The organism is Desulfuromonas carbonis (assembly GCF_054658035.1).
In genome coordinates this window covers 1-24,862 of record NZ_BAAHXR010000001.1, presented here as the reverse complement: position 1 = coordinate 24,862, position 24,862 = coordinate 1, and the positions used below count along the sequence as shown (strand labels likewise).

Below are 24,862 nucleotides of genomic sequence, written 5' to 3'. Positions count from 1 at the left end.
TCCAAGCTTAGGTAAAAAATTCGGACATCAAGGATTGCATCAATTCTGCTGTCCTTTTCTCGTGTTCAACATGCTGAGAACCAATCGAATGAATGGCTGAGGCTTTTTGCGCAAAGGTCTGCTGCTGGGTAAGCGGGGGAATTGGCAAGCACAATTCCTGCAAGATATCCATGTCAATTTTTTTGGTGCCGTGAGCTGACGAAGATACTTTGGACAGCAAATAACCGTGCTGGCATTGCAACGCCCACCGCAGGTACTTGCCTACGAGTTGGCTCTTCGGAACCATCGCCTTCATGTCTTGATTGATCGTAACCATTGACACATTAGAATAAATCGGCACCGTATGTGCCAGAATCATCCCTCGAACAACGATCAGGACGCTTTCAGGAGGAATTTCCTTCAGAGTGGTTTCCTCCAATGCTTTCTGCGAAATATGATCAATTGCATCGCAAATGTTGTCTGATTTCATGTCCTTGGGAGACACCCACGGGATAAGGCCATCCCAAAATTCAGGACGCTGCTTCGAAGGGGTGCCACCACTCCTGAATTCGACTACATCTCCAAGGGGCTGAGTCTCCCACCCCTTCGGATTGGTCGCCGGGTCGCCGAACATGTCGACGAACAGGGCCGGGATCAACTCCCGCGTCGTTTCCAGGGCCTGCTTCCGCAACCGCCGGATGCTGTCCGCCCGCTTCAGGATGTTTACAATGCGGCGTTGTTCGTCGAGAGGAGGCAGGGGGATACGAAACTTCTTGAGAGCACCTTTGCTAATTTCTTTGAACGTAGTACCACCGGCTTCCCGTAGCATCAGGTCTTTTTGTGTTGGGAGCCAGTAGGCCAAGAATTCCGGGAGAACCCGGTCGCCACAAATGAAGTTCGCAAATCCCTGATTGGTAGAGATTGGCTTTGTTGCAATCGCCGTAAAGCCAATTGTTGCCCTACTCGTAAGAAGAACGGAACACTCCGGCAAAAGCCTTGCACTACTCTTTTGCAAACCAAGTGGGGTTACCGTTTCCTTAGTCTGCGAAATATACAGGCCCTCAAGTGCGGTAACATCTGTGGGCGTCGCCCATAAAACATCGCCACCGAAAAATTCTGGATTTGTCCTTGTTGGCGTCCCTCCACCAACAATCTGGCAAACTTCACCCAGAAGAGCTGTCGGCCATTGACTCACGCCCGCCCCTCCTGAAGAGCATCCCGCAAACCTTCAACCTCCTCCAAAATCTCCCGCTCAATGGCGGCCATTACGTCCAACAACTCCAGCGGACTACGGTGCTCGACCTGCGCCTGCGACAGCGGCCGGTAACGGCTGGCCGACAGGTTAAAGTCGTTGGCGCGGATCGTGTCGGCAGTAGCGAACCACCATTGGTTCGCCCATACCGCCCCTTCGTCCCGGCCCTGCCACTCCTGCCAATTCAGCTCCCGCTGTTGGTAGGCCGTCACCAGCCCCGGCAGGTCGTCCTGCTCGATCGGCGCGGTGTGCTGGGCGTCGAGCTTGTAGCCGTCGTTGTCGGCGTGCAGGAACAACACCCGCCCGGTCTTGCCCCCCTTGCGGAAGACCAGCACCGACGTCTTGACCCCAGAGTAAGGCTGAAATACTCCGCCCGGAAGAGACATAACCGCCTCGACGGTGTTGTTTTCCAGCAGTTGGCGGCGCAGCTCCTTGTGCGCCCCAGTGGAACCGAACAGCACCCCCTCGGGGACAACCACGGCGCAGCGACCGTCGGCCTTGAGGCTGTCGACCATGTAGCGCAGGAATAGCAGCTCCGTAGCCGTGGTGGTGCCAACCTTGACGTCATCGACGATACGGTCCTTGTCGACCCGGCCGGAGAACGGTGGATTCGCAAGGACCACCTTGTAGCCGTCCAGGGGTAGGCCGCGCTCCTGCTTCTGCTGGGCGTCGAGGGTGGTGGTGAGCACGTTGCGACGGCGGATGTAGACCTGCGGCAAGCCGCGCAGGGTCAGGTTCATAGTGGCAAGGCGGACCATCTTCGGGTCGACGTCGTTGCCATAGAAGGTGTTGTGTGCCAGCACCTCCCACTTGGCGGCAGAGAGCATGTCCCCGGGGCCGCGCTGCACCAGCTTGCCGTCGACCTCGACCTGCTCAATGGCACCTGCCGAACTGTTCTGCAATCTCATGTGGCCGTAGGCGGCAACGAGGAAACCGGCGGTACCGGCCGCCGGGTCGTAGACCGTCTCCCCGACCTGCGGGTCAAGAATGCGGACCATGGCGCGGATGACATGACGGGGAGTGCGGAACTGGCCCAACTCGCCAGCCTGACTGATCTGCTTGAGGACATGCTCGAACAGGTCGCCCTTGGTGTCGGCGTCGGCCTGGTCAAGGCGCAGTTCATCGACCAGCCCGACCACCTGAGTCAGCACCGTCGGTTCGTCGATACCAAGTCGCGCCCCCTCCATGAAGTTGTAGGCGGAACGGTTCGCCATCTCGGCGTAGAAGGCAAAGACCTCGTCACGGACGAAGCGCACCAGCCCCTCGCCGGTCATCCCCTTGGCCCAGATCGACCAACGCAGCCGGTCGGCGGGGATGGTCTTCTGCCCCTCGACCGGGGCGTTGAGCGGATTGCGCAGAGTCCAGTTGCCAGCAAAGACGCTGGCGTACTCTTGCTTGGAGATGCGAGCCCGGGCGGCGTTGTCGCGGTCCTGCCCTTCGGAAAGATAGAAATAGAACAGGAACGCCAGCTGCTCGGCGTTGGACATGGGGTCGGGATAGCCACCGCCGTAAAGGTAGTTGCGGATCTGGTCTACCTTCTGACGAAGTTCGGGGGTCAAAGCCATGCTGGAAAACTCCTAGCGGGATTGCTGATCGTGGATGGTTTTCTCGTCGCCGTCAACATCGGCAAAGACGGCTCGGTTGAGACCATCGAGAAGGACGGCCAAGCGCTCTTTGTTGCCAAAGGTAGCCACGGCGCGTTGCAGCCCGCCGATGTGGCTGAAGGGAGGCACCATGAAGTGGTCGGCGGTGAAAACATCGAGCCGGCCGGCGTTGGCCTTCAGGTACTCGCCAACGGTGCGCAGGAAACGCAGCTGTTCCGAGTGGAACCCTCCTTGCTCTGCCAACCATGCCTCGAAACGGGCGGCAACCTGGGCCTGCGCCTGCGCGTCGGCATCGACAAAGATGAAGTTGCCGTTCTCGTCGATCGTCACCCATTCGCGGGTGTTCGGGTCAATATGGTCGTCGATGTCCAGGGTCAGCAGGTTGCGAGGGTTCGACTTGTACTTGGGTCGCCCCTCCTTGACAAGGCCCCCTTCTGCCGTCGTCTCGTCATCGTCGTGGTAGTCGGTGACACCGACAAAGTCAAACATGGTGAAGCGGCTTTTGCCGGGAGCCTTGCGCGTACCCCGACCGCGCATCTGCCGGTAGAGCACCACCGACCGGGTGAAACGGGCCATGACCAGACTGACCACCTCGGGAGCATCGAAACCGGTATCGAGCATGTTGACCGAGACCAGGATTTTCGGGAACGCCTCGCGTTTGAAACGGCGGATCTTGGTTGCGGCATCGAGAGTATCGTCCTTGCCGAAACCGGAGACCACGAAGTCGGCGTAGCGGACCTCGGGGGAAGGTTTCTCGTGGGCGAACGCCTCGTCGAACATCAACGCCAGGGTCTCGGCGTGGCGCTTGGTGACGGCAAAGACGATGGTCTTGCCCGGAACGGGGTAGCGCATCACCCCCTTTTTGTCCTGGTAGCCGTTGGCCAGCACGTCAAGAAACTCGCGGACGATGGCCCGGTTCCGCTCGGGAATGGTAAAGCGCCTCTCCAGAGCGTTAGGGTCGACCTTGACCGTATCGCCATTGGCGAACAGTTCCTCGAATTCGGCGCAGTCCTTCTTCGACATGGCTGACCAGTCAAGCTCGGACTTCTTGACCTCAATGCCGTCAGTGGCGGCAGTCCTGACCGTCTTCGCCTTGTAGATCTGGTAAGGTGCCAGATACCCCTCGTCGACCGCCTGCTTGAGGGTGTAGCGGAAGGTCGGCTTGTCGACCTCGAAGAACCGCAAGGTGTCGCGCACAAACAGGTGGTCCTCGTCGTCCCCGGTCTCGATCTCGCTGGTGAAGGGGGTGGCGGTCAGGCCGACCTGCACGCCGTCGAAGTACTTGAGGATGCCGCCCCACTTGCCGTAGATGCTGCGGTGGCACTCGTCGGTGACGATCAGGTCGAAGTAACCGGCCGAGTAGTCGCGGTAGATGTTGGTCATCGACTGCAGGGTGGTGACGGTGATCAGCTTCTCGTCCTGGAAACGCCTCCCAGTGCGCAGGACATAGCAGGGATAATCCGGGAGGTGCTCGGCGAAGGCGTCTTCGGTCTGCTTGGCGAGGGTGATCCGGTCGACCAGAAACAGCACTCGGGTAACGGCGTTGGCTTCGAAGAGGCGCTTCATGAAAGCGGCAGCGGTGCGGGTCTTGCCGGTCCCGGTGGCCATCTCGACCAGCAGTTTGCGCCGGCCGGTCGCCATCTCCTTACAGAGGGTGTCGATGCAATCCCTCTGGTAGTCGCGTTCGACGATCCTGGTGTCAATCGATTTGGTCAGGGGATCGACCCGCAGCTTGCGGCGGGCAAGGCGGCGTTCGAGGTCAACCTGGCTGAAGAAGCTGGAAACGGGGCGGGGGAAGGCTTCGGTCTCATAGTCCCAGAACAGGATTTGCTCGCCATCGGCTAGAAAGGCATAGGGCACATTGTCGAGCTGAGCGGCGTAGTTTTTAGCCTGCTTGGCTGCTGCCTGCAAAGTCTGACCGGGGCGCTTGGCCTCTATAACGGCCGCCGAGCGGCCATTGCGGTCACATAGCACGTAGTCGGCAAAGGTGCTGTCCGGCAGCTGGTACTCGTAGCGGACGCTGACGCCATCGGTCAGCTTCCAGCCGACCTCCTTGAGCTGCGCGTCAATTTCGACCCGCGCGAAGGCTTCCTTCTTTTTCCCCGGTCCCGCCATAGAATGCCCCCCAAAAGGCCCAGTAAAAACATGGAATTCCGCCCGACAAAGTAGCATTTTTTGTTGCCATAAAGAAGGGAAAAACAGGCCCCTACCCATAACGGGTAGGGGCCTGTTGGTCTTGTCTCGCATTTTTGATGGGGTCGATGGTGTGGTGGGGTAGGCCGAGAAGGTGCAAGGCTTTTCCCGCGTTCCCGACCTTCCCGCTACTATTCCTGCCGGCGCTTCAGCGTCAGGTTTGACGGGATTCGATTGCAGGGAGGCTGTTCAAACTCTTTGTCGGCCACCGGCTTGCGCTTTTCCCGTGCCAATTGGGCCTCGCGGGTGCGCTGGACCAGCATCCTCGGCGCGGGACCTGAGGAGGTGGGGCCTTGGCACGATTCCTGGTCTTTGGGCAGGTTGCAGAATTGCACCCCCCAACCAAATCGATCATGGAGAAACAACCGCCCGCCGCAGCTGTAATTCACTCCGTTGGCAAAACGCAGATCGAGGTGGATCCTGTCGCGCTTTAGAAGCTGGATCATCTCCTCCGGCATGATCTCCGGCTTCCCGGCTTTGCTCAGCTTATCCCGACGAACGATGAAGCCACATTTCTGGTGATTATGGCAGAAATAATTACCGCCAGCGGTAACGACATCACCCTCGCAGACGGGGCATTTTCCGAGCACCATTTTGAGCAGGTTCTCCCTTTCGGTTCTCCGACGGCGCAGAAATTCATTCAGCGCCTGGTGTTTGTCTTTCACAGGTTTTTCCTCCTTGTTCTGGTGAAATGCAGGCGGCCCCGGAGAATTCCGGGGCCGCCGCCGTTGATGTTAGTCGTCGAGACCGAGAGGATCACCGGCTTTAACCATCTGGCCATCCATCTCGCTGTCTTCCGCCTCCCCCAGAATCGACGTGCGGACGGTGAAGAACCGGACCCATTTGCCATCCAGCCAGGCCAGCCGCTGTTTCGCCTGCAGCCGGCTAGGCTCGTGACAGATGAGCAGACCTCGATCACGCAACTCGCGCGCGACCTCCTCGGGGTTGGCATTGCCGGTTGCGGCGATAAGCTGCTCGCGGTCGAACAAATACGCGCCGACGCGAGGATTGAAGAAGCCGCGCGCGCCACTGACATAGAAGAGGCAATCGTGTCAGGCCTGCAAATATGGAAATAGCTGAAATTGCACGTTTGCAGGCCTGACACGAAAACTCTGCCGACACGGAAACTCTGTCTAGTCTCGGCAACTCACGGCTCAAAGAATTGCGCAGCTAACCATTCTCTCAATTTGACTTAACTGTTGCACGGTATCCGTGTAAGCGTTAAAATCTATGCGGAGGGTTCGACAGGGTGATTGCATCATTTGGCGACAAGCTGACGGAAGCGCTGTATCACGGCACCAGCGACAAAGACCTTCGTCGGCTGCCGTTGGAAATCGTCAACCGCACCCTTCGCAAACTCGACATGCTCAATGCCGCCCACGATGTTCTGGATCTGCGCTCTCCCCCGGGTAATCGCCTTGAAGTGTTGCAGGGAGACCTTGCGGGACTGTTCAGTATCCGGGTCAACGACCAATGGCGGATCGTGTTTCGCTGGAAGGGCGGTAACGCCTACGAAGTGCGCCTGACCGATTATCACTAGAGGCGCCAAGGAGAGAAACCATGATCCCTGAAAACCGCATCCCGTCCCATCCCGGGAAAATCCTCAAGGAAGAGTTCCTCGACGAACTCGGCGTCAGCCAAGTTGCGTTCGCCGCGCACATCAAGGTTCCGGTTCAACGCGTCAACGAGATCGTCCGGGGCAAGCGCGGCATCACCTCGGATACCGCCTGGCTACTGGCGCAGGCTCTCGATACCACCCCCGAGTTCTGGCTCAACCTACAGGGGACTTACGACCTGGCACTGAACCGTCCGGAAAGGAGAATCGAGAAACTGCGCATGGCCAGCTGACTTTTCGGGAGAAACAAGAGGGGCAGGGTCAGGTCTCAACCTTTGACACATTCAGCTTCTTTGATAGAGGTCATTAGTGAACGAGCGGCTGGAGGCAAACCTGAGGAGTGTCAAAAGTTGAGATCTGAGACCCCTATGTGCTGATTCGGGCGGAGGATGGCATGGACAGGAATCTGGAAAAACGCAAACTGGCGCGGTCCCGAAGCGACAAGATGATCGGCGGGGTCTGCGGCGGGATTGCGGAATATTTTGGCTGGACCCCGTGGGTGGTGCGCTTCGTCTACGTCCTGGTGAGTATCCTCAGCGCCGCCTTTCCGGGCATCCTCATCTATCTGCTGCTCTGGGTGCTGATGCCGAAAGCCGAGGAGTAGCGGCGCCAGGGGAGGGGGGGCAGAATCAAGAGGCCGCCGGTCCGGAATGCTCCGGGCGGGCGGCCTGTTTCGTTCTTGGGGGGAAGGAAACGGGGCGCTGCTGGGCGGGCAGGGCTAGCGGCGGCTCCCTTTCTGCTTTTTCAGTTTGCGCTCCTCGGTGGCCGGTTCCTGCCGGCGCCCGGCCAGGGTTTTGATCGCGTACCAGTTGAGCCAGAGGACGCCGGCGACACCGAGGGCGCCGACATACTCGAGGTTGCTCTTGACGCCGGTCTGGAACAGGTCGAGGAGAAAGACGCCGTAGAAGCAGAGGGCGATCAGCTTGTTGGCCCACAGCGCCCAGCCGCCGCTCAGGCGCCAGACCGCGCTGAGGATGTAGATGTTGCCGAGGCCGTAGCCGATGGCGACGTAGCCGAAGACCCGGTCCCACTGGGGCACGCCGCTGGCGTTGAGCAGGCCGAGGGCATAGTAGACGAAGATGAAGGAGGTGACGGCGCTGAAGAGGGCCAGCCCCTTTTCGAAGGTCGTATTCGCTTTGCTCATCAGTTGGCCTCGGTCTCGGGTCAGGGCGTGGCGCCCGGGGATCGGACGGTGCCACAGTTTAGCAACCCGGTTGCCGTCGGTTCAAGCCGAATCATCCATTTATCTGCCCTTCTTCCCCCTTGCCTGATGCGGCGATCCCTTTTATAGTAGGCATTCCTATCCCTTATCCTCTCTCGCTCCCGGAGGTTGCTCGTGCTTTCCAGCAAGTATCGTATCCATGCCATGCTGATCCTGGTCGCCCTGGTGATCATCTTTTTTCCACAGTTCAGCGAGCGCCCCCCCAAGGAAAAGGCGGCGGCAGCGCGGACGGCGGCAGCGGCCTTCCTGCAGCAGGTCGACCAGGACGCCTTCGCCGCGAGCTGGCAGAACGCCGCCAGCCTGCTGAAAGAGAAGGTCACCGAGGCAGAGTGGGTCGACAAGCTCAACAAGATCCGCTCGATCGCCGGCCCGATGGTGACGCGGACCGAGGACTCGATCTCCTACAGCACCACGGCCAAGGAGAGCCCGGACGGGGAATATATCCTCCTCACCTACGACACCACCTACAAAGCCCGGGGGAAGGCCAGCGAGATCGTCACCGTGATGCTCGACAAGGACGGAACCTGGCGGGTTGCCGGCTACTTCGTCAAGTAAAGCGCTAAACCGGTTTATTCGCCTTCCGTAACGCTGAGTATAGAGTTTCCGGCACCCTCCAGGTTTTTACGGTCGAATCAAGGATACCGATGGCAGCCAGTGAACTGCAATTTCTGATGGACCTGCAGGGGCCGATGGCCGCGATCATCAATGCCAGTCACAATGGCATTATGATCCTGGACGACCGGGGCATCGTCACTTGCTATAACTTGGCTGCGTCCCGGATTTTCAACGAACCGACGGAGACGATTGTCGGCCAGCATTTTTCCCGGGTTCGACCCGAGGCCTGGCCCGACCTGAAACGCGTATTGGAGACGGGCGAGCCCCAGTTGGGCCGCAAAATCACTCTTCCCCAGGCGACGATCATCGTCAATCGCAGTCCAATCGTCCTTGCTGGAAAGATTGTTGGTGCGTTGTCGATCTTCCAGGATATCTCCGCATACGAATCCATCATCTCCAAGTTACAGGGGTATCAAACCCTGCACCGCGAGTTGGAAGCCATTTTCGAGTCTTCCGAGGATGGTCTCTATATCGCCGATGGCAAGGCGGTTACTATCCGCGTCAACAGCGCTTACGAACGAATCACCGGCCTTTCCCGGGCCAATCTGCTTGGTAGAAACATGCAAACCCTGGTCTCCGAGCAGGTCTTTGACTGTTCGGCGACGCTCGAAGTTCTGGCGAAACGCCGCCAGGTCAATATGCTCCAGCATATCCGCGGGGGCAAACAGGTGATGGTGACCGGGACACCGATCTTCAACGATGACGACGACATCGTCCTGATTGTGACCAACGTTCGGGACATCACCGAGCTGAATCATCTGCGGGCCGAACTCGATGACAGCCGGCTGCTCAGCAACCGCTACTACCAGTCGATTTTGGAACAGGAAGAGCTTGGGCAGATGCTCAAGGATATGGTGGTCAAGAGCAAGTCGATGGTTCAGGTGGTTCACCGGGCAGTTAAGGTAGCAGCTTCTGACATCTCGGTCCTCCTCAGTGGTGAATCGGGTACCGGGAAGACCATGCTGGCCAAGGCGATTCACCAGATGAGCCGGCGCAAGGATCGCCCCTTCGTGAAGATCAACTGCGGAACCATCCCGGAATCACTGATCGAAAGCGAGCTTTTCGGCTATGAGAAAGGGGCATTTACCGGGGCCCGTGGCGAGGGGAAGGCCGGCTTAATCGAGGCTGCCCATAGCGGAACCCTCTTCCTCGATGAAATTGGCGAACTTAAGCCGGATCTGCAGGTCAAGTTGCTGGAGGTGATCGAGGAGCGGACGTTTACCCGCGTCGGCGGCACCAAGCCGGTGACAGTTGATGTCAGGATCATTGCCGCGACGCACCGCGACCTTCCGGAGATGATGAAGAATCACCAGTTTCGGGAAGATCTTTTCTACCGACTCAATGTGGTTCCCATCGAGATTCCGCCGCTGCGTGCCCGGCGGGAGGATGTCCCCCCGCTGGTCCAGAAGTTTCTCGAAGAATTCAATAAGAAAAACGCCACCAACAAACGCTTGACACCGACCGTTCTCAACACCCTGCAGAGCTTCTCCTACCCGGGGAATGTCCGCCAGTTGCTCAACATTCTCGAGCAGATGGCGGTCATGTCCGAGAATGAAACGATTGGAGCGGAAGACCTGCCGCTCGAACTCGACTCCGGAATTTCGACCGACGCAGGCGGCGGTTTGCCCTTGAGTCTGAAGGATGCCCTGGACCGGCTGGAAAAGCAAATGATCCAGGAAGCCCTGAAGAATGCTCCCACTGAAATGGCAGCGGCCCGGGCTCTCGATATTCATACCACCACCCTGTGGCGCAAGGCGAGTAAGCACGGCTTGAAGTAGCATTGCATATTTGCAATGACCTTTTCATTCCCGCAATAATCCCTCCCTAGCATCCCGATAAATAAGGCCAAATCCCCACCGACACTCCCGCCTTATTCTGTGGGCTATTGCATGTTTGCAATAGTCATTTTCGCGTCAGTCAAAAAAAATATAGTTTTATATGTAAAAACAAGATGTTGCAATATTTCGAATTGGTGGCACGCTCATTGCTAAAACATTGATTGATTATTTTCAGGGGGCTCTCACCAAGGATTCGCCCCTGGCATTGTGCGAGGACCGATGCCGGCAATTTCGCCACCAACGGCCGCGCGCCCCAGTTCTCATGGAGGAAAACATGGTACAGCGAACTCACAGTGGTAAACGTCTCCTGTCTCGTTTGGCAAGCTTGCTTCTGCTTCCTGTCCTGTTCATCGGCCTTCCCGCCGCAGCGGATGCAGAAGAGGGGAGCTTCAATCTCGGGCTGGTCACCTTCCTTTCCGGCGGAGCCGCAGGGCCCTTTGGAGTGCCGGCGCGCAATGCCGCTGAACTGGTGATCGAGGCGATCAACAATGGCACTCTGCCAGCTCCCTACAACAGCAAAGGAGTCGCTGGCCTGCCGATCGACCCGACCATCATCGACGAGGCCGGTGGTGGTACCAAGCAGGTCGGAGAGTTCCGCAACCTGGTGCAGCGCAAGAATGTCGATGCGGTCATTGGTTACATCTCCAGCGGCGATTGCCTGGCGATCGCGCCAGTTGCCGAGGAACTCGGCGCCTTAACCATCTTTTTTGATTGTGGTACCCCGCGGGTTTTCGAAGAGAACGCCTACAAGTATGTCTTCCGTACCGGTCCCACCTCGACGATGGACAATGTGGCTGCCGCCCGTTACGTTCTCGATCTCAAACCCGATCTCAAGTCGGTGGCTGGTATTAACCAGAATTACGCCTGGGGCCAGGACTCCTGGAATGACTTCAAGGGCGCGCTGGAGGTTCTGAAGCTGGGCGTTGAAATCAAGACCGAGCAATTCCCGAAGATCTATGCCGGGCAGTACGGTTCGGAAATTTCCGCCCTGATGGTCAGCCATCCCCAATTCATCCATTCAAGTTTCTGGGGCGGTGATATGGAAGGGCTGGTTTTGCAGGGTGCCGCTCGTGGCCTGTTTGAAGATCACACTGGAGTCTTTACCTGTGGAGAAACGGCAATGTATCGTCTCTCTGACCAGATTGCCGAAGGGACAGTACTCGGCGGGCGTGGACCGTTCGGGGTTTTCGCTCCGAGCAATGCCCTTAATGACTGGTTTCGTACCAACTACATCGCCCGCTTCGGTACCCCACCAACCTATCCCTCCTACAAGATGGCCCAGGCCTTACTTGGGTTGAAAACCGCTGCCGACAAGGCATCTGCCGGCAAACCAGGCAAGCCGAACAAGGACCAGATTGCCGCCGCCCTGACCAATCTCGAATTCGAGGCACCGAGCGGAACGGTACGCATGGCGCTTGGCAACGGGCATCAGGCGGTTCAGGAGATGGTCTATGGCCAGTACACCAAGAAGAGTGGCAAGCCCGAAGTCTACAACGTCAAGCGGTACCCGGCCGAATGTGTCAACCCGCCTGAAGGGGTGACCAGTGCTGAATGGATTAAAACTTCGCTGAAAGCGACTCCCTGCAAATAACCCGCAGTCACCTGGAGGCGGGGGGCCGCCCGCCTCCAGGATCAAACTTCCGAGCGAGTCTTATCCATGGACACACTGCTAGTCATACTCATTGACGGTCTGGTCTACTCCTCCTGGCTTTTTATTGTCGCTGCCGGCCTGACCCTGGTTTACGGGGTCATGAAGATTTTAAACATGGCTCATGGCAGCCTCTACGCCATTGGTGCCTATACGGCAGCCTCGCTGGTCGGCTGGTACTTCAATGGCGGCCATCCCCCCTGGGGGAGCTTCGCCCTCTTTATCGGTGGCGCGGTTCTCGCCGGGATGCTGACCGGTCTGGTCGTCGAACGGGGGCTGCTGCGCTGGATGTACGGGCGCGACGAGGTCGTGATGATCCTGGTGACCTATGGTGTGCTGCTGATCCTCGAGGATGTCACCAAACTTTTCTGGGGAGTGGATGCCTATTTTGCCTATCAGCCCTACAGCCTGCTTGGCAGAATCCGCCTCAGCGGGATCTCTTTCGCTACCTATGACTTGATCCTGATCCTGGTCGCCGGTCTGGTCGGTCTGGCCCTCTGGTTCTCGCTCAACCGGACCCGGCAGGGGAAACTGTTACGGGCCGTCATTCACGATCGGGAGATCAGTCAGGCGATGGGCATCAATGTCAACCGGGTCTTCATTGTTACCTTTGTTATCGGTAGCGGTTTGGGAGCCCTCGCTGGGGGATTGACTGCGCCGGCTCTCTCGGTAGCGCCTGGAATCGGCATTGAAATCATTATTCTGGCCTTTGCGGTGGTTGTTATCGGTGGTCTTGGCAGTGTCGGCGGCGCAGCAATCGGCGCCCTGTTGGTCGGGCTTTGCCGAGCCCTGGCCGTGCATACTTTTCCACAATTCGAGTTGTTCGTTATCTACGGGGTTATGGCTGCGGTACTGGCCGTCCGCCCGCAGGGACTCTTTGTTGTTGCTGCTGCAAGGAAAATCTGATGCTGATTCCTGACAAGACCTCACGCAATCTATGGATCGCCCTGGCGGTCCTGCTGGTTCTGGCTGCCGTATTTCCCAACTGGCTCGGATTCATTACCACCGTTGCTCTGGCAAAGGGACTGGTCGTGCTCGGCCTGGTGCTTTTGATGCGCACCGGGCTGGTCTCCTTTGGCCAGGGCCTTTACTTCTGTCTCGGCGGCTATGTGGTCGGTATCGCCGGCAGCCGCTGGGCGATTACCGACGTCGCACTGCTGCTCGTTATTTCCGTGCTGGTGGCATTGTTGGTGAGCGCCTTGCTCGGATTGCTCCTCAGTCGCTATCGGGACATTTTTTTCGCCATGCTGACCATGGCTTTTTCGATGATTCTCTATGGAGTCCTGGTGAAAAGCGTAGCCCTCGGCAGCACCGATGGTTTCAATATCGAGCAGGCCAGCCTGTTCGGGTGGCACCCGGCGACCGAGAGTCTTGGCACCTGGGTCTATTTGCTGACGGTAATGCTGGCAATAGTCCTTCTGCAGATTATGCATCGCTATGTCCGCTCCCCCCTCGGTTACGCCGGGGAGGCGATCCGGGAGAATGAAATACGGGTTGAATATCTCGGCATGTCCCCCCGGCAGATCATCTATCTGAAATATGTAATTGCGGCGGTCCTGGCTGCCGTCGGCGGCGCCTTGACGGCCCTGGCCGCCGGGCATGTCGATCCGGAAATGGCTTTCTGGACAACTTCTGGCGAATTCGTCTTTATTGCCCTTCTTGGCGGCACCGCGCACGTGGCGGCACCGTTGATAGGGGCATTCATTTTTGAAATCATCCGTACCTTTGCTTTCGATCTTGCCCCCTATAGTTGGCAGATGATCCTTGGCGGGGTGTTGCTGATGATTATTTTCTTTCTGCCGAAGGGGCTCTGGTCGCTGCTGCCGGCACAAAAGTCGGGTAACCAATCATGACGGCGATTCTGGAAACCAGGGGATTGACAAAAAGCTTTGGTGCGGTGACCGCTGCCGCAAACATCAATGTGGTCATTCATGAGAGCGAAGTAGTAGGCGTCATTGGTTCGAACGGTGCGGGCAAGACGACTTTTATCAATATGGTGACTGGCTATCTGAAGCCGAGCGAAGGGGAGATTCTCTTTCGGGGTAAACGCATCAACGGCTGCTCCCCCAGGCAGGTGACGCGGACCGGGATCTGCCGGTCCTTTCAGGTTGCCCAGCTCTTCCCGGAGCTGACTGTGCTGGAAAATATGCTGATTGCCTGCCGGATGCTTTCTGGGAAACGGCTCGGCGGTTTTGCGCCGCTGAAAACGGAGGCCTCCCTGCAGTCCGCCCGGGCGGCCCTTGTCGATTATGGTATCGAGGAATACGCCGAGGCGGTTGTTGCAACCCTCCCCCAAGGGGTCCGGAAACTTCTCGATATCGCCATGGCGATGGTCGGTCGGCCGGCGCTGCTGCTGCTGGACGAACCGACCAGCGGGGTCGCCATTGATGAAAAATTCGGGCTCATGGACACCGTCATGAACGCCGTCGGCCGTTCCGGAGCGGCCAGCCTTTTTGTCGAGCATGATATGGAAATCATCAGCCGCTATGCGACCCGGGTGATTGCCTTTTATGACGGTCATGTGATTGCCGATGCGCCTACCGCTGAGGCGTTGGAGCATCCCGATGTCCGGGAATACATCATCGGTGCCGAACTTCATCGACAACCGGCGGAGAACCACCATCATGCTTAAAATCGACAAACTTAATGTCAATATCCAGAAAACCCCGATCCTTCGAGATGTGACCCTTCACCTCGGCGAGGGGAAACTGGCCGGGCTGATTGGTCGCAATGGGGCCGGCAAGACCACCCTGTTGCGCACCGCCATGGGACTGATGTCACCAGTCTCTGGTTCGATCTTCTGCGGTGGGCAAGACATGGCAAAAGTGCCGGCATACGTTCGGGTGAAAATGCACGTCGGGTACATGCCGGAAGACAGGCGGCTGATCCCGGAGTTGAGCGTTCAGGAGAACATTCTGGTTCCTGCCTGGTCAGGACGTTTGCCCGACAGCGCTGCACGACTCTCCTGGATTTACGAACTGATGCCCGAGGTCGCGGGATTCCGTTCCCGCAGGGCACTGCAATTGAGTGGCGGTCAGCAGAAACTGGTCGCCCTGGCCCGGGCGCTGATGTGTGGCACCCGACTGCTGCTCCTTGACGAGCCCTTTGAGGGGGTCGCTCCGGCCCTCTCGCGGCGCCTGGCTGAGGTTCTTCATACTCTCAAGACGGAAGGGTTGTCGGTTCTGCTGTCCGAGTCGGATTATTCGCACTCTGCCGGCCTGATCGACAAGCTCTATGTCATTGAACGGGGCCAGGTTGTCGAAAAAAAACTTTCCTGAATTTCTGCTGGCTGTCGGTTCGCGACTGCGACTGATCTGGAGATGACGCCATGAACAATTTCATTTTTCAAACTACCGCCACCATCATCAATGAGCCCGGGGTCACTTCCCGATTGGGGGAAATTGCCGCCAGCCTTGGCATGCACCGGGTACTGCTGGTCAGCGATCCCGGAATTGCCAAAATTGGGCTGCTGGAACTGGCGGAATCCGGGTTGCGCACCGGCGGTATGGAGGTAAGCGTGTTTGCCGAAGTACTGGCCGACCCCCCGGTCGATAACATCATGGCCGCCTTGAACCAGGCCAGGGAATTTAATGCCGACGGTGTAATCGGGTTCGGCGGCGGCAGCTCGATGGATGTCGCGAAGCTGATTGCTTTTTTGAGCAACTCGGAACAGGGTCTGGCCGAGATTTACGGGGTCGGAATCGCCCGGGGGAAACGGTTGCCACTGATCCTGGTGACAACGACCGCGGGGACTGGTTCGGAAGTGACGCCGATTGCCATTGTCACGACTGGAGAGAACGAAAAAAAAGGGGTGGTCTCTCCGCTTCTGCTCCCCGATATTGCCATCCTTGACGCTGAGCTGACCGTCGGACTTCCACCACGGGTCACTGCCATGACCGGAATCGATGCCATGGTACATGCCATCGAGGCCTATACGACCAGGGTTAAGAAGAACCCGATCTCGGATACCTTGGCGCGGCAGGGGCTCAAGCTGCTCTTCGAAAACATCCGGGCGGCAATCGCCAATGGGCATGACCTTGGGGCGCGCTCCAAGATGCTGGTCGGCGCCCTGCTTGCCGGGCAGGCCTTTGCCAATGCTCCGGTCGGCGCGGTTCACGCCCTTGCCTACCCGATTGGCGGGCAGTATCATGTCGCGCATGGGTTAAGCAATTCCCTGGTTCTGCCGCACGTGATGCGGTTTAACCTGCCGGTCGCCAGCAGGGAGTACGCGGAGCTGGCCCGGGAGCTGTTCAGTGATCTCGGCACCACCAGCGATCTGGCCGCAGGTGCCAGATTAATTGGTGCACTGGAGCAGTTGATGGTCGACGTCCAGTTGGAAACCCGGTTGAATCAGGTGGGAATTGGCAAAGAAGCACTGCCAGTGCTGGCCGAGGCCGCCATGCTGCAGACTCGACTTCTGGTCAATAACCCGCGAGACGTTGGATACGAGGATGCCCTGCAGATTTACCGGGATGCCTGGTAAGGAAGCGACCACTGGTCCGCAGTGGCAGGACGCTGGTACTCAGAATCTCTCACAAGGATGCGGTATGACATCGATTACGCTCAAAGAACAGGGGTTGTTCCGTCAGCAATGCTATATCGACGGCGAGTGGTTGGATGCAGACAATGGTGTCACGCTGGAGGTGACCAACCCGGCGACCAATGCCATTCTCGGCACCATCCCGAAAATGGGCGCCACCGAGACGCGGCGTGCTATTGAGGCGGCCCACCGTGCTCTCCCCGCTTGGCGGGCCAAGACCGCCCAGGAACGATCGAATATCCTGCGCAAATGGTATGAGTTGTTATTGCAGCACCAGGACGACCTGGCAGTGCTGATGACCGCCGAGCAGGGGAAGCCGCTGGCCGAATCAAGGGGCGAGATTGCTTACGCGGCCTCCTTTATCGAGTGGTTCGCCGAAGAAGGGAAGCGTGTCTACGGCGATGTCATCCCGCCGCACCAGGCCGACAAACGGATTGTAGTGCTGAAAGAACCGATCGGTGTCTGCGCCGCCATAACCCCCTGGAACTTTCCCTCGGCGATGATTACCCGCAAGGCTGGCCCGGCCCTGGCTGCCGGCTGTACCATGGTGGTCAAACCTGCTACCGCCACCCCCTACTCAGCGTTGGCCCTGGCTGAACTCGCCCGGCAGGCCGGTGTCCCGCGGGGGGTCTTCAGCGTGGTCACTGGCTCCTCGGCCGAAATCGGCGGCGAACTGACCGCCAATCCAATAGTGCGCAAGCTGACCTTCACCGGTTCCACCGAGGTTGGCAAACAGCTGATTGCGGCCTGCGCCGGTACGGTAAAGAAGGTCTCCATGGAACTGGGGGGCAACGCCCCCTTTATCGTCTTTGACGATGCCGATCTTGATGCCGCGGTGGAAGGTGCAATGGTGTCAAAATACCGCAACACAGGACAGACCTGCGTCTGCACCAACCGCTTCCTGGTTCAGGAGGGGGTCTACGACGCCTTTGCCGAAAAATTGGCGGCGGCGGTGCGGAGGATGACGGTTGGGGACGGGCTCAAAGGGGAAACCCAGCAGGGACCGCTGATCGATATGGGGGCACTGGAGACGGTAGAGAAGCACGTCGCTGATGCCGTCGCCAAGGGTGCCCGGGTGGTGACCGGCGGCAAGCGCCATGCCCTGGGTGGTAGTTTCTACGAGCCGACCGTGCTCGCCGAAGCCACCCCGGGGATGTTGATCGCCAAAGAGGAGACCTTCGGGCCGGTGGCGCCACTCTTTCGTTTTCAGACCGAAGAGGAAGCGATCCATATGGCGAATGACACCGAGTTTGGTCTTGCTTCGTATTTCTACAGCCGGGATATCGGGCGCATCTGGCGCGTTGCCGAAGCAGTTGAATACGGCATCGTCGGTGTCAACACCGGACTCATCTCTACCACCGTCGCTCCCTTTGGCGGGGTAAAGGAGTCGGGGACTGGCCGTGAGGGGTCAAAATATGGCATTGAGGATTTCCTCGAGATCAAGTACCTGTGCATGGGTGGAATCGGCAAGGTGAATTAGACGTAAGGCTTCTCTCTGCTAAAAGTGCTGGCCGGGGGATTTCCTTTGCTGCCGGCCAGGGCTCGCACTTTTGGCAAATTAACTCTAACCGGTCTGCCAAGAAGGTTGACTGCTATTCAGAATTGGCACATTAACCACGAAAAGTGGAGGACTTGCCGATGCCCTTCGTAAATATCAAAATCACCCAGGATGGTGCGACGGCTGAGCAGAAGGCCGAATTGATCCAAGGGGTTACGAAGCTCCTAGTCGATATTCTCGGAAAAAATCCTGCAACCACTGTCGTCGTTATCGAAGAGATTGCGACCGACAACTGGGGAATCGCCGGGGAGACTGTTACCGCAAGACGCTTGAAATGCCCCTAGTTCGCTTGGGCATACCCCCCCCCGGAGGACTCCAGCATGACCACAAAAAGCCCACAGCGCTCCGAATACAAAGCGTTTTTTCCCATTGCCACGCGCTGGATGGATAATGACCTGTTCGGGCATGTCAACAATGTCGTCTATTATTCGTACTTCGATACTGTGGTGAACCGATACCTGATTGAAAACGCAGGGTTCGATATTCACTCGGCCCAGGTCGTCGGTTATGTCGTCAATTCCGGGTGCAATTACCTTTCACCAGTGGGATACCCGGACGCTCTGGTTGCCGGGCTTCGTGTTGACCGGCTAGGAAACAGCTCGGTTCATTACGGGCTTGCCATATTTCGAGAGGATGAGGTGGCAGCCTCAGCCTATGGTCATTTTGTTCATGTCTTTGTCGATAGGCAAGTGAACCGTCCGGTTCCGTTGCCACCTGCCATCAGAGCAGCCCTCGAAAAAATTTCTATATGAGCGTTTGCACGGGGGGGCTGGTGGGAGATCTCTCCCACCGGCCGGCCTCGCCTCTCCCTCACAGCTTTGGTTTTCCCTTTTCGTTTCCCTCCATCCGTTCCACTCCCTGAATCTCACAGTATCTCCAAGGATGGTATTGTTGTGGCGGAGGTTCGCCATTTTCTCTCTTGTCGGGGTGAAGCGAGGCCCTGTATACTTCGATTTCTGCCGGTTTTCCGCCGGGGAAAAGTTTCTTGGAGCTTTTATGGAAAAAATTCTGATTGTCGACGACGAAGCCTTTATCCGCGAAAACCTGGAGCGGATCCTCGCCGAGGACGGCTACCGCCCGATCTCCACCGAGAGTGGCGAAGAGGCCCTGAAGCAGGTCGGCGAGGAGGAGATCGACCTGGTCCTGCTCGACCTCAACCTCGGCAGCAAGAGCGGGCTCGACGTCCTCAAGGCGCTGCGGGAGGTCGACCCGGAGGTGCTGGTGATCATCATCACCGGGTACGGCACCGTGGAGAGCGCCGTCGAGGCGCTGAAAATGGGGGCCTACGATTACATCAAGAAGCCCTTTAAGGCCGACGCCATCCGCCTCATCGTGCGTCTGGCGCTGGAGACCCAGAACCTGCGCCGCGAGGTGCGCCACTTAAAGCGGGGCGGACAGGAGAAAGGGCTCCCCGGGGCCGACATGGTCGGCGCCAGCGAGGCGCTGCTGCAGGTCTACCGCCAGGTGCGCGAGGTGGCCAAGCACGAGACGGCGACCGTCCTGATCAGCGGTGAGTCGGGGACCGGCAAGGAGCTCGTCGCCCGCGGCATCCACAACCTTTCGCCGCGCAAGGACCGCCCCTTCATCGAGATCAACTGTGGTTCGCTCCCTTTCAACCTGCTCGAGACCGAGCTCTTCGGCCACGAACGGGGGGCCTTTACCGACGCCAAGAGTCGCAAGCTCGGGCTTTTTGAAGAGGCGAACGGTGGGACCATCTTCCTCGACGAGATCGGCGAGATGGACATGAACCTGCAGGTCAAGCTGCTGCGGGTACTCGAGGATCGCAAGATCCGGCGCCTGGGCGGGGCGCGCAGTATCGATATCGACGTGCGGGTGGTCGCCGCCACCAACCGCAACCTGAAGAGAGCGATCGAGGAGAAGACCTTCCGCGAAGACCTCTACTACCGCCTCAATGTCTTCCCAATCCATGTCCCGCCGCTGCGGGAGCGGCGCGACGACATCCCGCCACTCCTCGACTATTTCCTCAAGCGTTTCAGCCGCGACTTCAACAAGCGCATCCGCGAGGTCTCCCGCGACGCCCTCGACCTGCTGCTGCGCTACCACTGGCCCGGCAACGTGCGCGAGTTGCGCAACGTGGTGGAGCGCATCTGCATCATGACCAACGAGGAGGTGATCCGCCCCGAGCTTCTGCCGGGGGAGATCTTCGGCAGCACCCCACAGAAAAGCTCGCCCTTTGCCTACGAGATTCCGCCGGAAGGGATTCTCCTCGAGGAGATGATCGGCGAGATCGAAAAGGAGCTGATCGGCAAGGCGCTGAAGATCACCGGCGGCAATATCGCCAAGACCGCACGCCTGCTCAACGTGCCCCGCGGGACGCTACGCTACAAGGTGGAAAAGTACGGCCTGGAGGGGAATAATTAGCATTCAACCCCTTCGTTGCTACACCGGTGGCGGTCCATTCCTGGCGGGGTGGGCCGCCATCGGTGTTTGCGGTAAAAGCATGATCCTCCGCCGGAATCGGCCGAAATTGGCCAGTCGACCCTCGGGCTGAGTGCATTCAAAGGGATGGATCGTGACCGAATTGGTCGATAACGGGATTTTGAATTTCCCGGATAACCGTTCGATAATGCGCCGCTGTCTGTCGCACTCGGATCACGGCGGATAATTTTCGTTGGCGGTTGGCACCGCCGTTGCTATTTCCGGAATGCGGTTTTAAAACTCTCCGACGGGTCTTCCCGCCGGGCAACCGGGAGGAGTGCAACGACGATGTTGATGACGATGTGGAACCGTCTCTGGTACTGGCACGACGAAACCAGGGGGCTGCTCCTCTTCAGCCCCCTGGCCCTGCTGAAGGGGATCGGGCGCAGGAATCTCCAGTTCAAGTCCCGGCAGGAAGGGCACGAAGAGGAGATCGACCAGGCCGACGAAATGGACGAAGCACCGGCGGAGCACATCCAGCGGATCAGTACCGGTCCCGGCGGGGTCCAGGAGGAAGAGCCGCGCGCCTACACCGGCCGCCAGAAAATCGGCCTCTGGCTTGGTCCGCTCCTCTTCCTGGCCATGCTGCTGCTGCCGACCCCGGCCGGAATGACTGTCGAGGGGCAACGCATGGCAGCGGTCGCCCTGCTGATGGCGACCTGGTGGATGTGCGAGTCGATGCCGATTCCGGCGACCAGCCTGCTGCCGATCGCGCTCTTCCAGCTGCTCGGCATCACCAGCACCCAGCAGGCGACCGCCCCCTACGCCAATCACCTGATCTTCCTCTTCATGGGCGGCTTCATTATTGCCCTGGCGATGCAGCGCTGGGAACTGCACCGGCGCATCGCCATGAATATCGTCAAGGTAGTCGGCTTTTCGCCGGGGCGGCTGATCTTCGGCTTCATGGCGGCGACCGCGGTCCTCTCCGCCTTCGTCTCCAACACCGCCACCGCGGTGATGATGATGCCGATCGGCCTGGCGATCATCAACCATGTCATCGAGGAGGGGAAGAAGGAAGGGCTCGACCGCGAGATCGATTTTTCGCCCGAGAAGTTCGCTTTTGGCCTCAACCTGATGCTCGGCATTGCCTACGCCGCCTCCATCGGCGGCGTCGCGACCCTGATCGGCACTCCCCCCAACACCGTTCTCGCCGGTTACCTGCAGAAGACCTACGGCTACGAGATCACCTTCGCCCGCTGGCTGCTGGTCGGTGTCCCGCTGGTGCTGATTCTCCTCCCGCTCTGCTGGTTGTGGCTGACCCGGGTCGCCAACCCGATGAAGCTGAAGAAGGTTCCCGGCGGCCGCGAGCTGATTGCTGCCGAGCTCAAGGCGATGGGAAGGATGGGCCCGGGTGAGCGCTGGACCGCCCTAATTTTTGGTCTGACCGCGCTGGCCTGGATTTTCCGCGGTCAGCTCAGCTTCCTCTTCCCCAATCCGAAGCTCGTTACCGACGCCGCCATTGGCATGACTGGTGCCCTGCTCCTCTTTTTGATCCCGGTGAACCTGAAAAAGAACCAGTTCGTCATGGACTGGCACTGGGCGGCAAAAATGCCCTGGGGGGTACTGATCCTCTTCGGGGGCGGCCTGGCGCTGGCCGGCGGCTTCAAGGAGACCCGGCTGGCGGAATGGATCGGCGGCCAGGTCAGCCTGTTGGAACATGCGCCGGTGCTGGTGCTGGTGATCGCGGTGACCACCCTGATCATCTTTCTCACCGAGCTGACCTCCAACACCGCCACCGCGGCGATGGTGATGCCGATCCTCTCGGCGGTCGCCATCGGCCTCGGCCAGAACCCGCTGCTGCTGGTCGTCCCGGCGGCGATTGCCGCCTCCTGCGCCTTCATGCTGCCGGTGGCGACGCCCCCCAACGCCATCGTCTTCGGCTCCGGCTACGTCACCATCCCGCAGATGGTCAAGAGCGGTTTCGGCCTGAATATCATCGGCGTCATCCTCACCGTGGCCCTGACCTATGCCCTGGTGATCCCGGTTTTTGACGTCGTCCTCGACTTACTGCCGGCCTGGGCGACCCTTCCCCGCTAGCCGGCGCCCGATTCCTCCTAGCGCCTGCTTCCCCGGCAGGCTTTTCGCCCCGTTCCGGCCTCCCCGGGAACGGGGCATTTTTTTCGTGGTTTTTTACCGGGAATCATTCTTCGCTGCCATCCTGTCCGCCGGTTACTGTCAACGTTGCCTTTTGCCGGCGGGAGGTGGTAAAAGAGGTGACCTGGAGGTGCCATGGAACGAGCAATGCAACGGCAGCGGATCACCATCGAGGGGATCGTCCAGGGGGTGGGGTTCCGCCCCTTTGTCTTTCAGATCGCCCGCAAGTGGGGGATCAGCGGCTGGGTCCGCAATGACAGCCGCGGCGTGACGGTAGAGGCGGAAGGCCCCCTGCCCAAGCTCGCCGGGTTTCTCTGGAGCCTGCGTTCGGATATTCCTCCTCTTGCCGCGATCAGCCGCTTCGAACTGGCGGAGATTCCCGCCACCGGGGAGCGCGGTTTCGCCATTCTCGCCAGCGCCGCTGGTGCCGACCTGGGGGCCCAGATTGCGCCGGACAGTACGGTCTGTCCCGACTGCCTCGCCGAGCTGCTCGACCCCGCCGACCGCCGCTACCGCTATCCCTTTATCAACTGCACCAACTGCGGACCGCGCTACAGCATCGTCACCGGCGTCCCCTACGATCGTCCCCGCACTACCATGGCCGCCTTCACCATGTGTCGCGACTGCCGCGCTGAGTACGACGATCCGGCCTCGCGGCGCTTCCACGCCCAGCCCAACGCCTGCCCGGAGTGCGGCCCCCGGCTGCAACTGCTCGATACTTCCGGGAACCGGCTGACGGGCGACCCGCTGGCGATGACGGTGGAGCTGCTGCGTGCCGGGCGGATCGTCGCTATCAAGGGGCTCGGCGGCTACCATCTCGCCGTCGATGCCGGTAACGACGGGGCGGTGGCCGCACTGCGCCGCCGCAAGGCGCGGGACGAAAAGCCCTTCGCCCTGATGTCGGCCAGCAGCAGCGCGGTGCTGGATTATGCCGAAGCGGACGATGCCGAGCTGCGGCTCCTCGCTGGACCGGAGCGGCCGATCGTCCTGCTGCGCCAGAAGCCGGGGCATGATATTGCCCCGCAGGTGGCGCCGCACAACCGCTACTTCGGGGTCATGCTCGCCTACACCCCGCTCCACCACCTGCTCCTCGCATCCTTCCCGGCGCTGGTGATGACGAGCGCCAACCGCAGCGACGAGCCGATCGTCTATCGTGACGGTGAAGCTGGCGAACGGCTCGAAACGATCGCCGATGCCATCCTCGGCCACGATCGGGAGATCGAGACCCGCTGCGATGATTCGATCGCCCGCATCATGGCCGGGCAGGCGGTGCTGCTGCGCCGCTCCCGGGGCTACGTGCCGCGCAGCATCTTTCTCCCACGGTCGCAGCCCCCTCTGCTCGCTCTCGGCGCCGAGCTGAAGAGTACGATCTGTCTCACCCAGGAGGATCGCGCCTTTCTCAGCCAGCATATCGGTGACCTGCAGCATGAGGAGGTGCAGGATTCCTTTGCCGCCACCATCGATCACCTGCAGCAGATGCTCGGGGTCACGCCGCAGCTCGTCGCCCACGACCTCCACCCGGACTACTGGTCGACGCGCTTCGCCGAGGCGCAACCGCTGCCGCGGCTGGCGGTGCAGCACCATCATGCCCATCTCGTCAGCTGCCTGGCCGAACATGGGGTCGAAGAGGAGACGATCGGGGTGATCTTTGACGGCATCGGTTACGGCAGCGATGGCCGTATCTGGGGCGGGGAGTTTCTGGTTGGCAATGCGGAGGGATTCCGCCGCGTCGGGCACTTTCGCGAGCTGGCGATGCCCGGCGGCGATGCGGCCACCCGCGAGCCGCTGCGGATGGCTCTCAGCCTCCTCTATCAGGCCTACGGCCGAGAACTGCCGGACCTGCCGCTGCTGAAGCGGATTCCTGCGGCTGAGTTACCCCTGTATCTGCAGATGATCGAGCAGGGACTCAACGCGCCGCTGACCTCGAGCTGCGGCCGCCTCTTCGATGGCGTCGCGGCGCTCGCCGGGATTCGCGACCGGGTCAGCTACGAGGGGCAGGCGGCGCTGGAACTGGAGATGGCTGCCGTTCCCGGCGCGGTCGAGGGGTATCCCTATGACGTGCGGGAAGAGGAGGGGAGGCTGATCTTCGATCCGGCTGCTCTGACCCGGGGGATCGTCGCCGATCTGCAGGCCGGGGTCGCGGCCGGAGTTATCAGCAGCCGCTTTCACACCACCCTCGCCTGGATGGTGGCGGAAGTCTGCGCCCTGCTCCGCAATGCCAGCGGCCTGGAACGGGTCGCCCTCTCCGGCGGGGTGTTCCAGAAC

General features: G+C 59.6%; 23 protein-coding genes. 17 read left to right on the top strand and 6 right to left on the bottom strand.

Features of this window, described 5'->3' with window-relative positions; translation table 11 throughout:
* Window positions 1-7: 7 nt before the first annotated feature.
* From ACYQ8E_RS00115 to ACYQ8E_RS00095, 5 genes are all read right to left on the bottom strand, one after another.
* Window positions 8-1,174, bottom strand: a complete 1,167-nt coding sequence (locus tag ACYQ8E_RS00115; RefSeq protein ID WP_459859768.1) for a restriction endonuclease subunit S — start codon at window positions 1,172-1,174, stop codon at window positions 8-10.
* Window positions 1,171-2,796: an HsdM family class I SAM-dependent methyltransferase gene (locus ACYQ8E_RS00110; protein WP_459859767.1), complete on the bottom strand. Its 1,626-nt coding sequence runs from the start codon at window positions 2,794-2,796 to the stop codon at window positions 1,171-1,173. Before ACYQ8E_RS00110 ends, ACYQ8E_RS00115 begins: the two co-directional genes overlap by 4 nt.
* 12 nt (window positions 2,797-2,808) lie before the next feature.
* On the bottom strand, window positions 2,809-4,950 hold the full coding sequence (locus ACYQ8E_RS00105) for a DEAD/DEAH box helicase family protein (RefSeq protein WP_459859766.1): 2,142 nt from the start codon (window positions 4,948-4,950) through the stop codon (window positions 2,809-2,811).
* 209 nt (window positions 4,951-5,159) lie between these two features.
* Window positions 5,160-5,693 (bottom strand): hypothetical protein, encoded by a 534-nt coding sequence (locus ACYQ8E_RS00100; RefSeq protein WP_459859764.1) that lies wholly within the window; start codon window positions 5,691-5,693, stop codon window positions 5,160-5,162.
* A 69-nt stretch (window positions 5,694-5,762) separates the two neighbouring features.
* Window positions 5,763-6,017 (bottom strand): hypothetical protein, encoded by a 255-nt coding sequence (locus ACYQ8E_RS00095; protein WP_459859763.1) that lies wholly within the window; start codon window positions 6,015-6,017, stop codon window positions 5,763-5,765.
* A 260-nt stretch (window positions 6,018-6,277) separates the two neighbouring features.
* On the opposite strand from ACYQ8E_RS00095, the gene ACYQ8E_RS00090 reads away from it, so the two are divergent.
* The 3 genes from ACYQ8E_RS00090 to ACYQ8E_RS00080 all read left to right on the top strand — a co-directional run bounded on the left by ACYQ8E_RS00090 (window position 6,278) and on the right by ACYQ8E_RS00080 (window position 7,247).
* Window positions 6,278-6,568 carry a type II toxin-antitoxin system RelE/ParE family toxin gene (locus ACYQ8E_RS00090; protein WP_459859762.1) on the top strand — a complete coding sequence of 97 codons (291 nt, stop codon included), beginning with the start codon at window positions 6,278-6,280 and terminating at the stop codon, window positions 6,566-6,568.
* Window positions 6,569-6,588: 20 nt separating this feature from the next.
* Entirely contained in the window at window positions 6,589-6,876 is a 288-nt protein-coding gene (locus ACYQ8E_RS00085; RefSeq protein ID WP_066726512.1) for a HigA family addiction module antitoxin, read from the top strand.
* Between the two features lie 161 nt (window positions 6,877-7,037).
* Window positions 7,038-7,247 carry a PspC domain-containing protein gene (locus ACYQ8E_RS00080; RefSeq protein ID WP_066726513.1) on the top strand — a complete coding sequence of 70 codons (210 nt, stop codon included), beginning with the start codon at window positions 7,038-7,040 and terminating at the stop codon, window positions 7,245-7,247.
* Between the two features lie 114 nt (window positions 7,248-7,361).
* Here ACYQ8E_RS00080 and ACYQ8E_RS00075 read toward each other — a convergent pair whose 3' ends face one another.
* The gene (locus tag ACYQ8E_RS00075) at window positions 7,362-7,787 is read right to left on the bottom strand and encodes a hypothetical protein (protein WP_066726515.1); all 426 of its coding nucleotides are present in this window, start codon (window positions 7,785-7,787) and stop codon (window positions 7,362-7,364) included.
* 192 nt (window positions 7,788-7,979) lie between these two features.
* On the opposite strand from ACYQ8E_RS00075, the gene ACYQ8E_RS00070 reads away from it, so the two are divergent.
* The 14 genes from ACYQ8E_RS00070 to hypF all read left to right on the top strand — a co-directional run.
* Window positions 7,980-8,420 carry a DUF4019 domain-containing protein gene (locus ACYQ8E_RS00070; protein ID WP_066726517.1) on the top strand — a complete coding sequence of 147 codons (441 nt, stop codon included), beginning with the start codon at window positions 7,980-7,982 and terminating at the stop codon, window positions 8,418-8,420.
* 89 nt (window positions 8,421-8,509) lie between these two features.
* On the top strand, window positions 8,510-10,258 hold the full coding sequence (locus tag ACYQ8E_RS00065; RefSeq protein WP_066726519.1) for a sigma-54 interaction domain-containing protein: 1,749 nt from the start codon (window positions 8,510-8,512) through the stop codon (window positions 10,256-10,258).
* Window positions 10,259-10,592: 334 nt separating this feature from the next.
* Window positions 10,593-11,909, top strand: a complete 1,317-nt coding sequence (locus ACYQ8E_RS00060; RefSeq protein WP_066726522.1) for an ABC transporter substrate-binding protein — start codon at window positions 10,593-10,595, stop codon at window positions 11,907-11,909.
* Between the two features lie 66 nt (window positions 11,910-11,975).
* Complete coding sequence (locus tag ACYQ8E_RS00055; RefSeq protein ID WP_066726526.1) at window positions 11,976-12,872, top strand: branched-chain amino acid ABC transporter permease; 897 nt, start codon at window positions 11,976-11,978, stop codon at window positions 12,870-12,872.
* Entirely contained in the window at window positions 12,872-13,819 is a 948-nt protein-coding gene (locus ACYQ8E_RS00050) for a branched-chain amino acid ABC transporter permease (RefSeq protein ID WP_066726527.1), read from the top strand. The genes ACYQ8E_RS00055 and ACYQ8E_RS00050 overlap by 1 nt, the downstream gene beginning before the upstream one ends.
* Window positions 13,816-14,598 carry an ABC transporter ATP-binding protein gene (locus ACYQ8E_RS00045; protein ID WP_066726530.1) on the top strand — a complete coding sequence of 261 codons (783 nt, stop codon included), beginning with the start codon at window positions 13,816-13,818 and terminating at the stop codon, window positions 14,596-14,598. Before ACYQ8E_RS00050 ends, ACYQ8E_RS00045 begins: the two co-directional genes overlap by 4 nt.
* Complete coding sequence (locus ACYQ8E_RS00040) at window positions 14,591-15,244, top strand: ABC transporter ATP-binding protein (protein ID WP_066726532.1); 654 nt, start codon at window positions 14,591-14,593, stop codon at window positions 15,242-15,244. Before ACYQ8E_RS00045 ends, ACYQ8E_RS00040 begins: the two co-directional genes overlap by 8 nt.
* Before the next feature lie 50 nt (window positions 15,245-15,294).
* Window positions 15,295-16,449: an iron-containing alcohol dehydrogenase gene (locus ACYQ8E_RS00035; RefSeq protein WP_459859760.1), complete on the top strand. Its 1,155-nt coding sequence runs from the start codon at window positions 15,295-15,297 to the stop codon at window positions 16,447-16,449.
* A 64-nt stretch (window positions 16,450-16,513) separates the two neighbouring features.
* Entirely contained in the window at window positions 16,514-17,986 is a 1,473-nt protein-coding gene (gene gabD, locus ACYQ8E_RS00030) for an NADP-dependent succinate-semialdehyde dehydrogenase (protein ID WP_066726538.1), read from the top strand.
* A 158-nt stretch (window positions 17,987-18,144) separates the two neighbouring features.
* Window positions 18,145-18,348, top strand: a complete 204-nt coding sequence (locus tag ACYQ8E_RS00025; RefSeq protein ID WP_066726540.1) for a 2-hydroxymuconate tautomerase family protein — start codon at window positions 18,145-18,147, stop codon at window positions 18,346-18,348.
* 36 nt (window positions 18,349-18,384) lie between these two features.
* Window positions 18,385-18,816 (top strand): acyl-CoA thioesterase, encoded by a 432-nt coding sequence (locus tag ACYQ8E_RS00020; protein ID WP_066726541.1) that lies wholly within the window; start codon window positions 18,385-18,387, stop codon window positions 18,814-18,816.
* A gap of 244 nt (window positions 18,817-19,060) precedes the next feature.
* On the top strand, window positions 19,061-20,446 hold the full coding sequence (locus tag ACYQ8E_RS00015; protein ID WP_066729734.1) for a sigma-54-dependent transcriptional regulator: 1,386 nt from the start codon (window positions 19,061-19,063) through the stop codon (window positions 20,444-20,446).
* A gap of 345 nt (window positions 20,447-20,791) precedes the next feature.
* Window positions 20,792-22,540 carry an SLC13 family permease gene (locus ACYQ8E_RS00010; protein WP_459859759.1) on the top strand — a complete coding sequence of 583 codons (1,749 nt, stop codon included), beginning with the start codon at window positions 20,792-20,794 and terminating at the stop codon, window positions 22,538-22,540.
* Between the two features lie 192 nt (window positions 22,541-22,732).
* Window positions 22,733-24,862 (top strand): carbamoyltransferase HypF (gene hypF / locus ACYQ8E_RS00005; RefSeq protein ID WP_459859757.1); only part of this gene is annotated, 2,130 nt, incomplete at its 3' end.

What these genes read in the sequence shown, in the direction of transcription:
- ACYQ8E_RS00110 (WP_459859767.1), bottom strand. Translation starts at nt 2,796, where the DNA reads ATGGCTTTGACCCCCGAACTTCGTCAGAAGGTAGACCAGATCCGCAAC.
- ACYQ8E_RS00105 (WP_459859766.1), bottom strand. Translation starts at nt 4,950, where the DNA reads ATGGCGGGACCGGGGAAAAAGAAGGAAGCCTTCGCGCGGGTCGAAATT.
- ACYQ8E_RS00085 (WP_066726512.1), top strand. Translation starts at nt 6,589, where the DNA reads ATGATCCCTGAAAACCGCATCCCGTCCCATCCCGGGAAAATCCTCAAG.
- ACYQ8E_RS00080 (WP_066726513.1), top strand. Translation starts at nt 7,038, where the DNA reads ATGGACAGGAATCTGGAAAAACGCAAACTGGCGCGGTCCCGAAGCGAC.
- ACYQ8E_RS00075 (WP_066726515.1), bottom strand. Translation starts at nt 7,787, where the DNA reads ATGAGCAAAGCGAATACGACCTTCGAAAAGGGGCTGGCCCTCTTCAGC.
- ACYQ8E_RS00065 (WP_066726519.1), top strand. Translation starts at nt 8,510, where the DNA reads ATGGCAGCCAGTGAACTGCAATTTCTGATGGACCTGCAGGGGCCGATG.
- ACYQ8E_RS00060 (WP_066726522.1), top strand. Translation starts at nt 10,593, where the DNA reads ATGGTACAGCGAACTCACAGTGGTAAACGTCTCCTGTCTCGTTTGGCA.
- ACYQ8E_RS00055 (WP_066726526.1), top strand. Translation starts at nt 11,976, where the DNA reads ATGGACACACTGCTAGTCATACTCATTGACGGTCTGGTCTACTCCTCC.
- ACYQ8E_RS00050 (WP_066726527.1), top strand. Translation starts at nt 12,872, where the DNA reads ATGCTGATTCCTGACAAGACCTCACGCAATCTATGGATCGCCCTGGCG.
- ACYQ8E_RS00045 (WP_066726530.1), top strand. Translation starts at nt 13,816, where the DNA reads ATGACGGCGATTCTGGAAACCAGGGGATTGACAAAAAGCTTTGGTGCG.
- ACYQ8E_RS00040 (WP_066726532.1), top strand. Translation starts at nt 14,591, where the DNA reads ATGCTTAAAATCGACAAACTTAATGTCAATATCCAGAAAACCCCGATC.
- ACYQ8E_RS00035 (WP_459859760.1), top strand. Translation starts at nt 15,295, where the DNA reads ATGAACAATTTCATTTTTCAAACTACCGCCACCATCATCAATGAGCCC.
- gabD (WP_066726538.1), top strand. Translation starts at nt 16,514, where the DNA reads ATGACATCGATTACGCTCAAAGAACAGGGGTTGTTCCGTCAGCAATGC.
- ACYQ8E_RS00025 (WP_066726540.1), top strand. Translation starts at nt 18,145, where the DNA reads ATGCCCTTCGTAAATATCAAAATCACCCAGGATGGTGCGACGGCTGAG.
- ACYQ8E_RS00020 (WP_066726541.1), top strand. Translation starts at nt 18,385, where the DNA reads ATGACCACAAAAAGCCCACAGCGCTCCGAATACAAAGCGTTTTTTCCC.
- ACYQ8E_RS00015 (WP_066729734.1), top strand. Translation starts at nt 19,061, where the DNA reads ATGGAAAAAATTCTGATTGTCGACGACGAAGCCTTTATCCGCGAAAAC.
- ACYQ8E_RS00010 (WP_459859759.1), top strand. Translation starts at nt 20,792, where the DNA reads ATGTTGATGACGATGTGGAACCGTCTCTGGTACTGGCACGACGAAACC.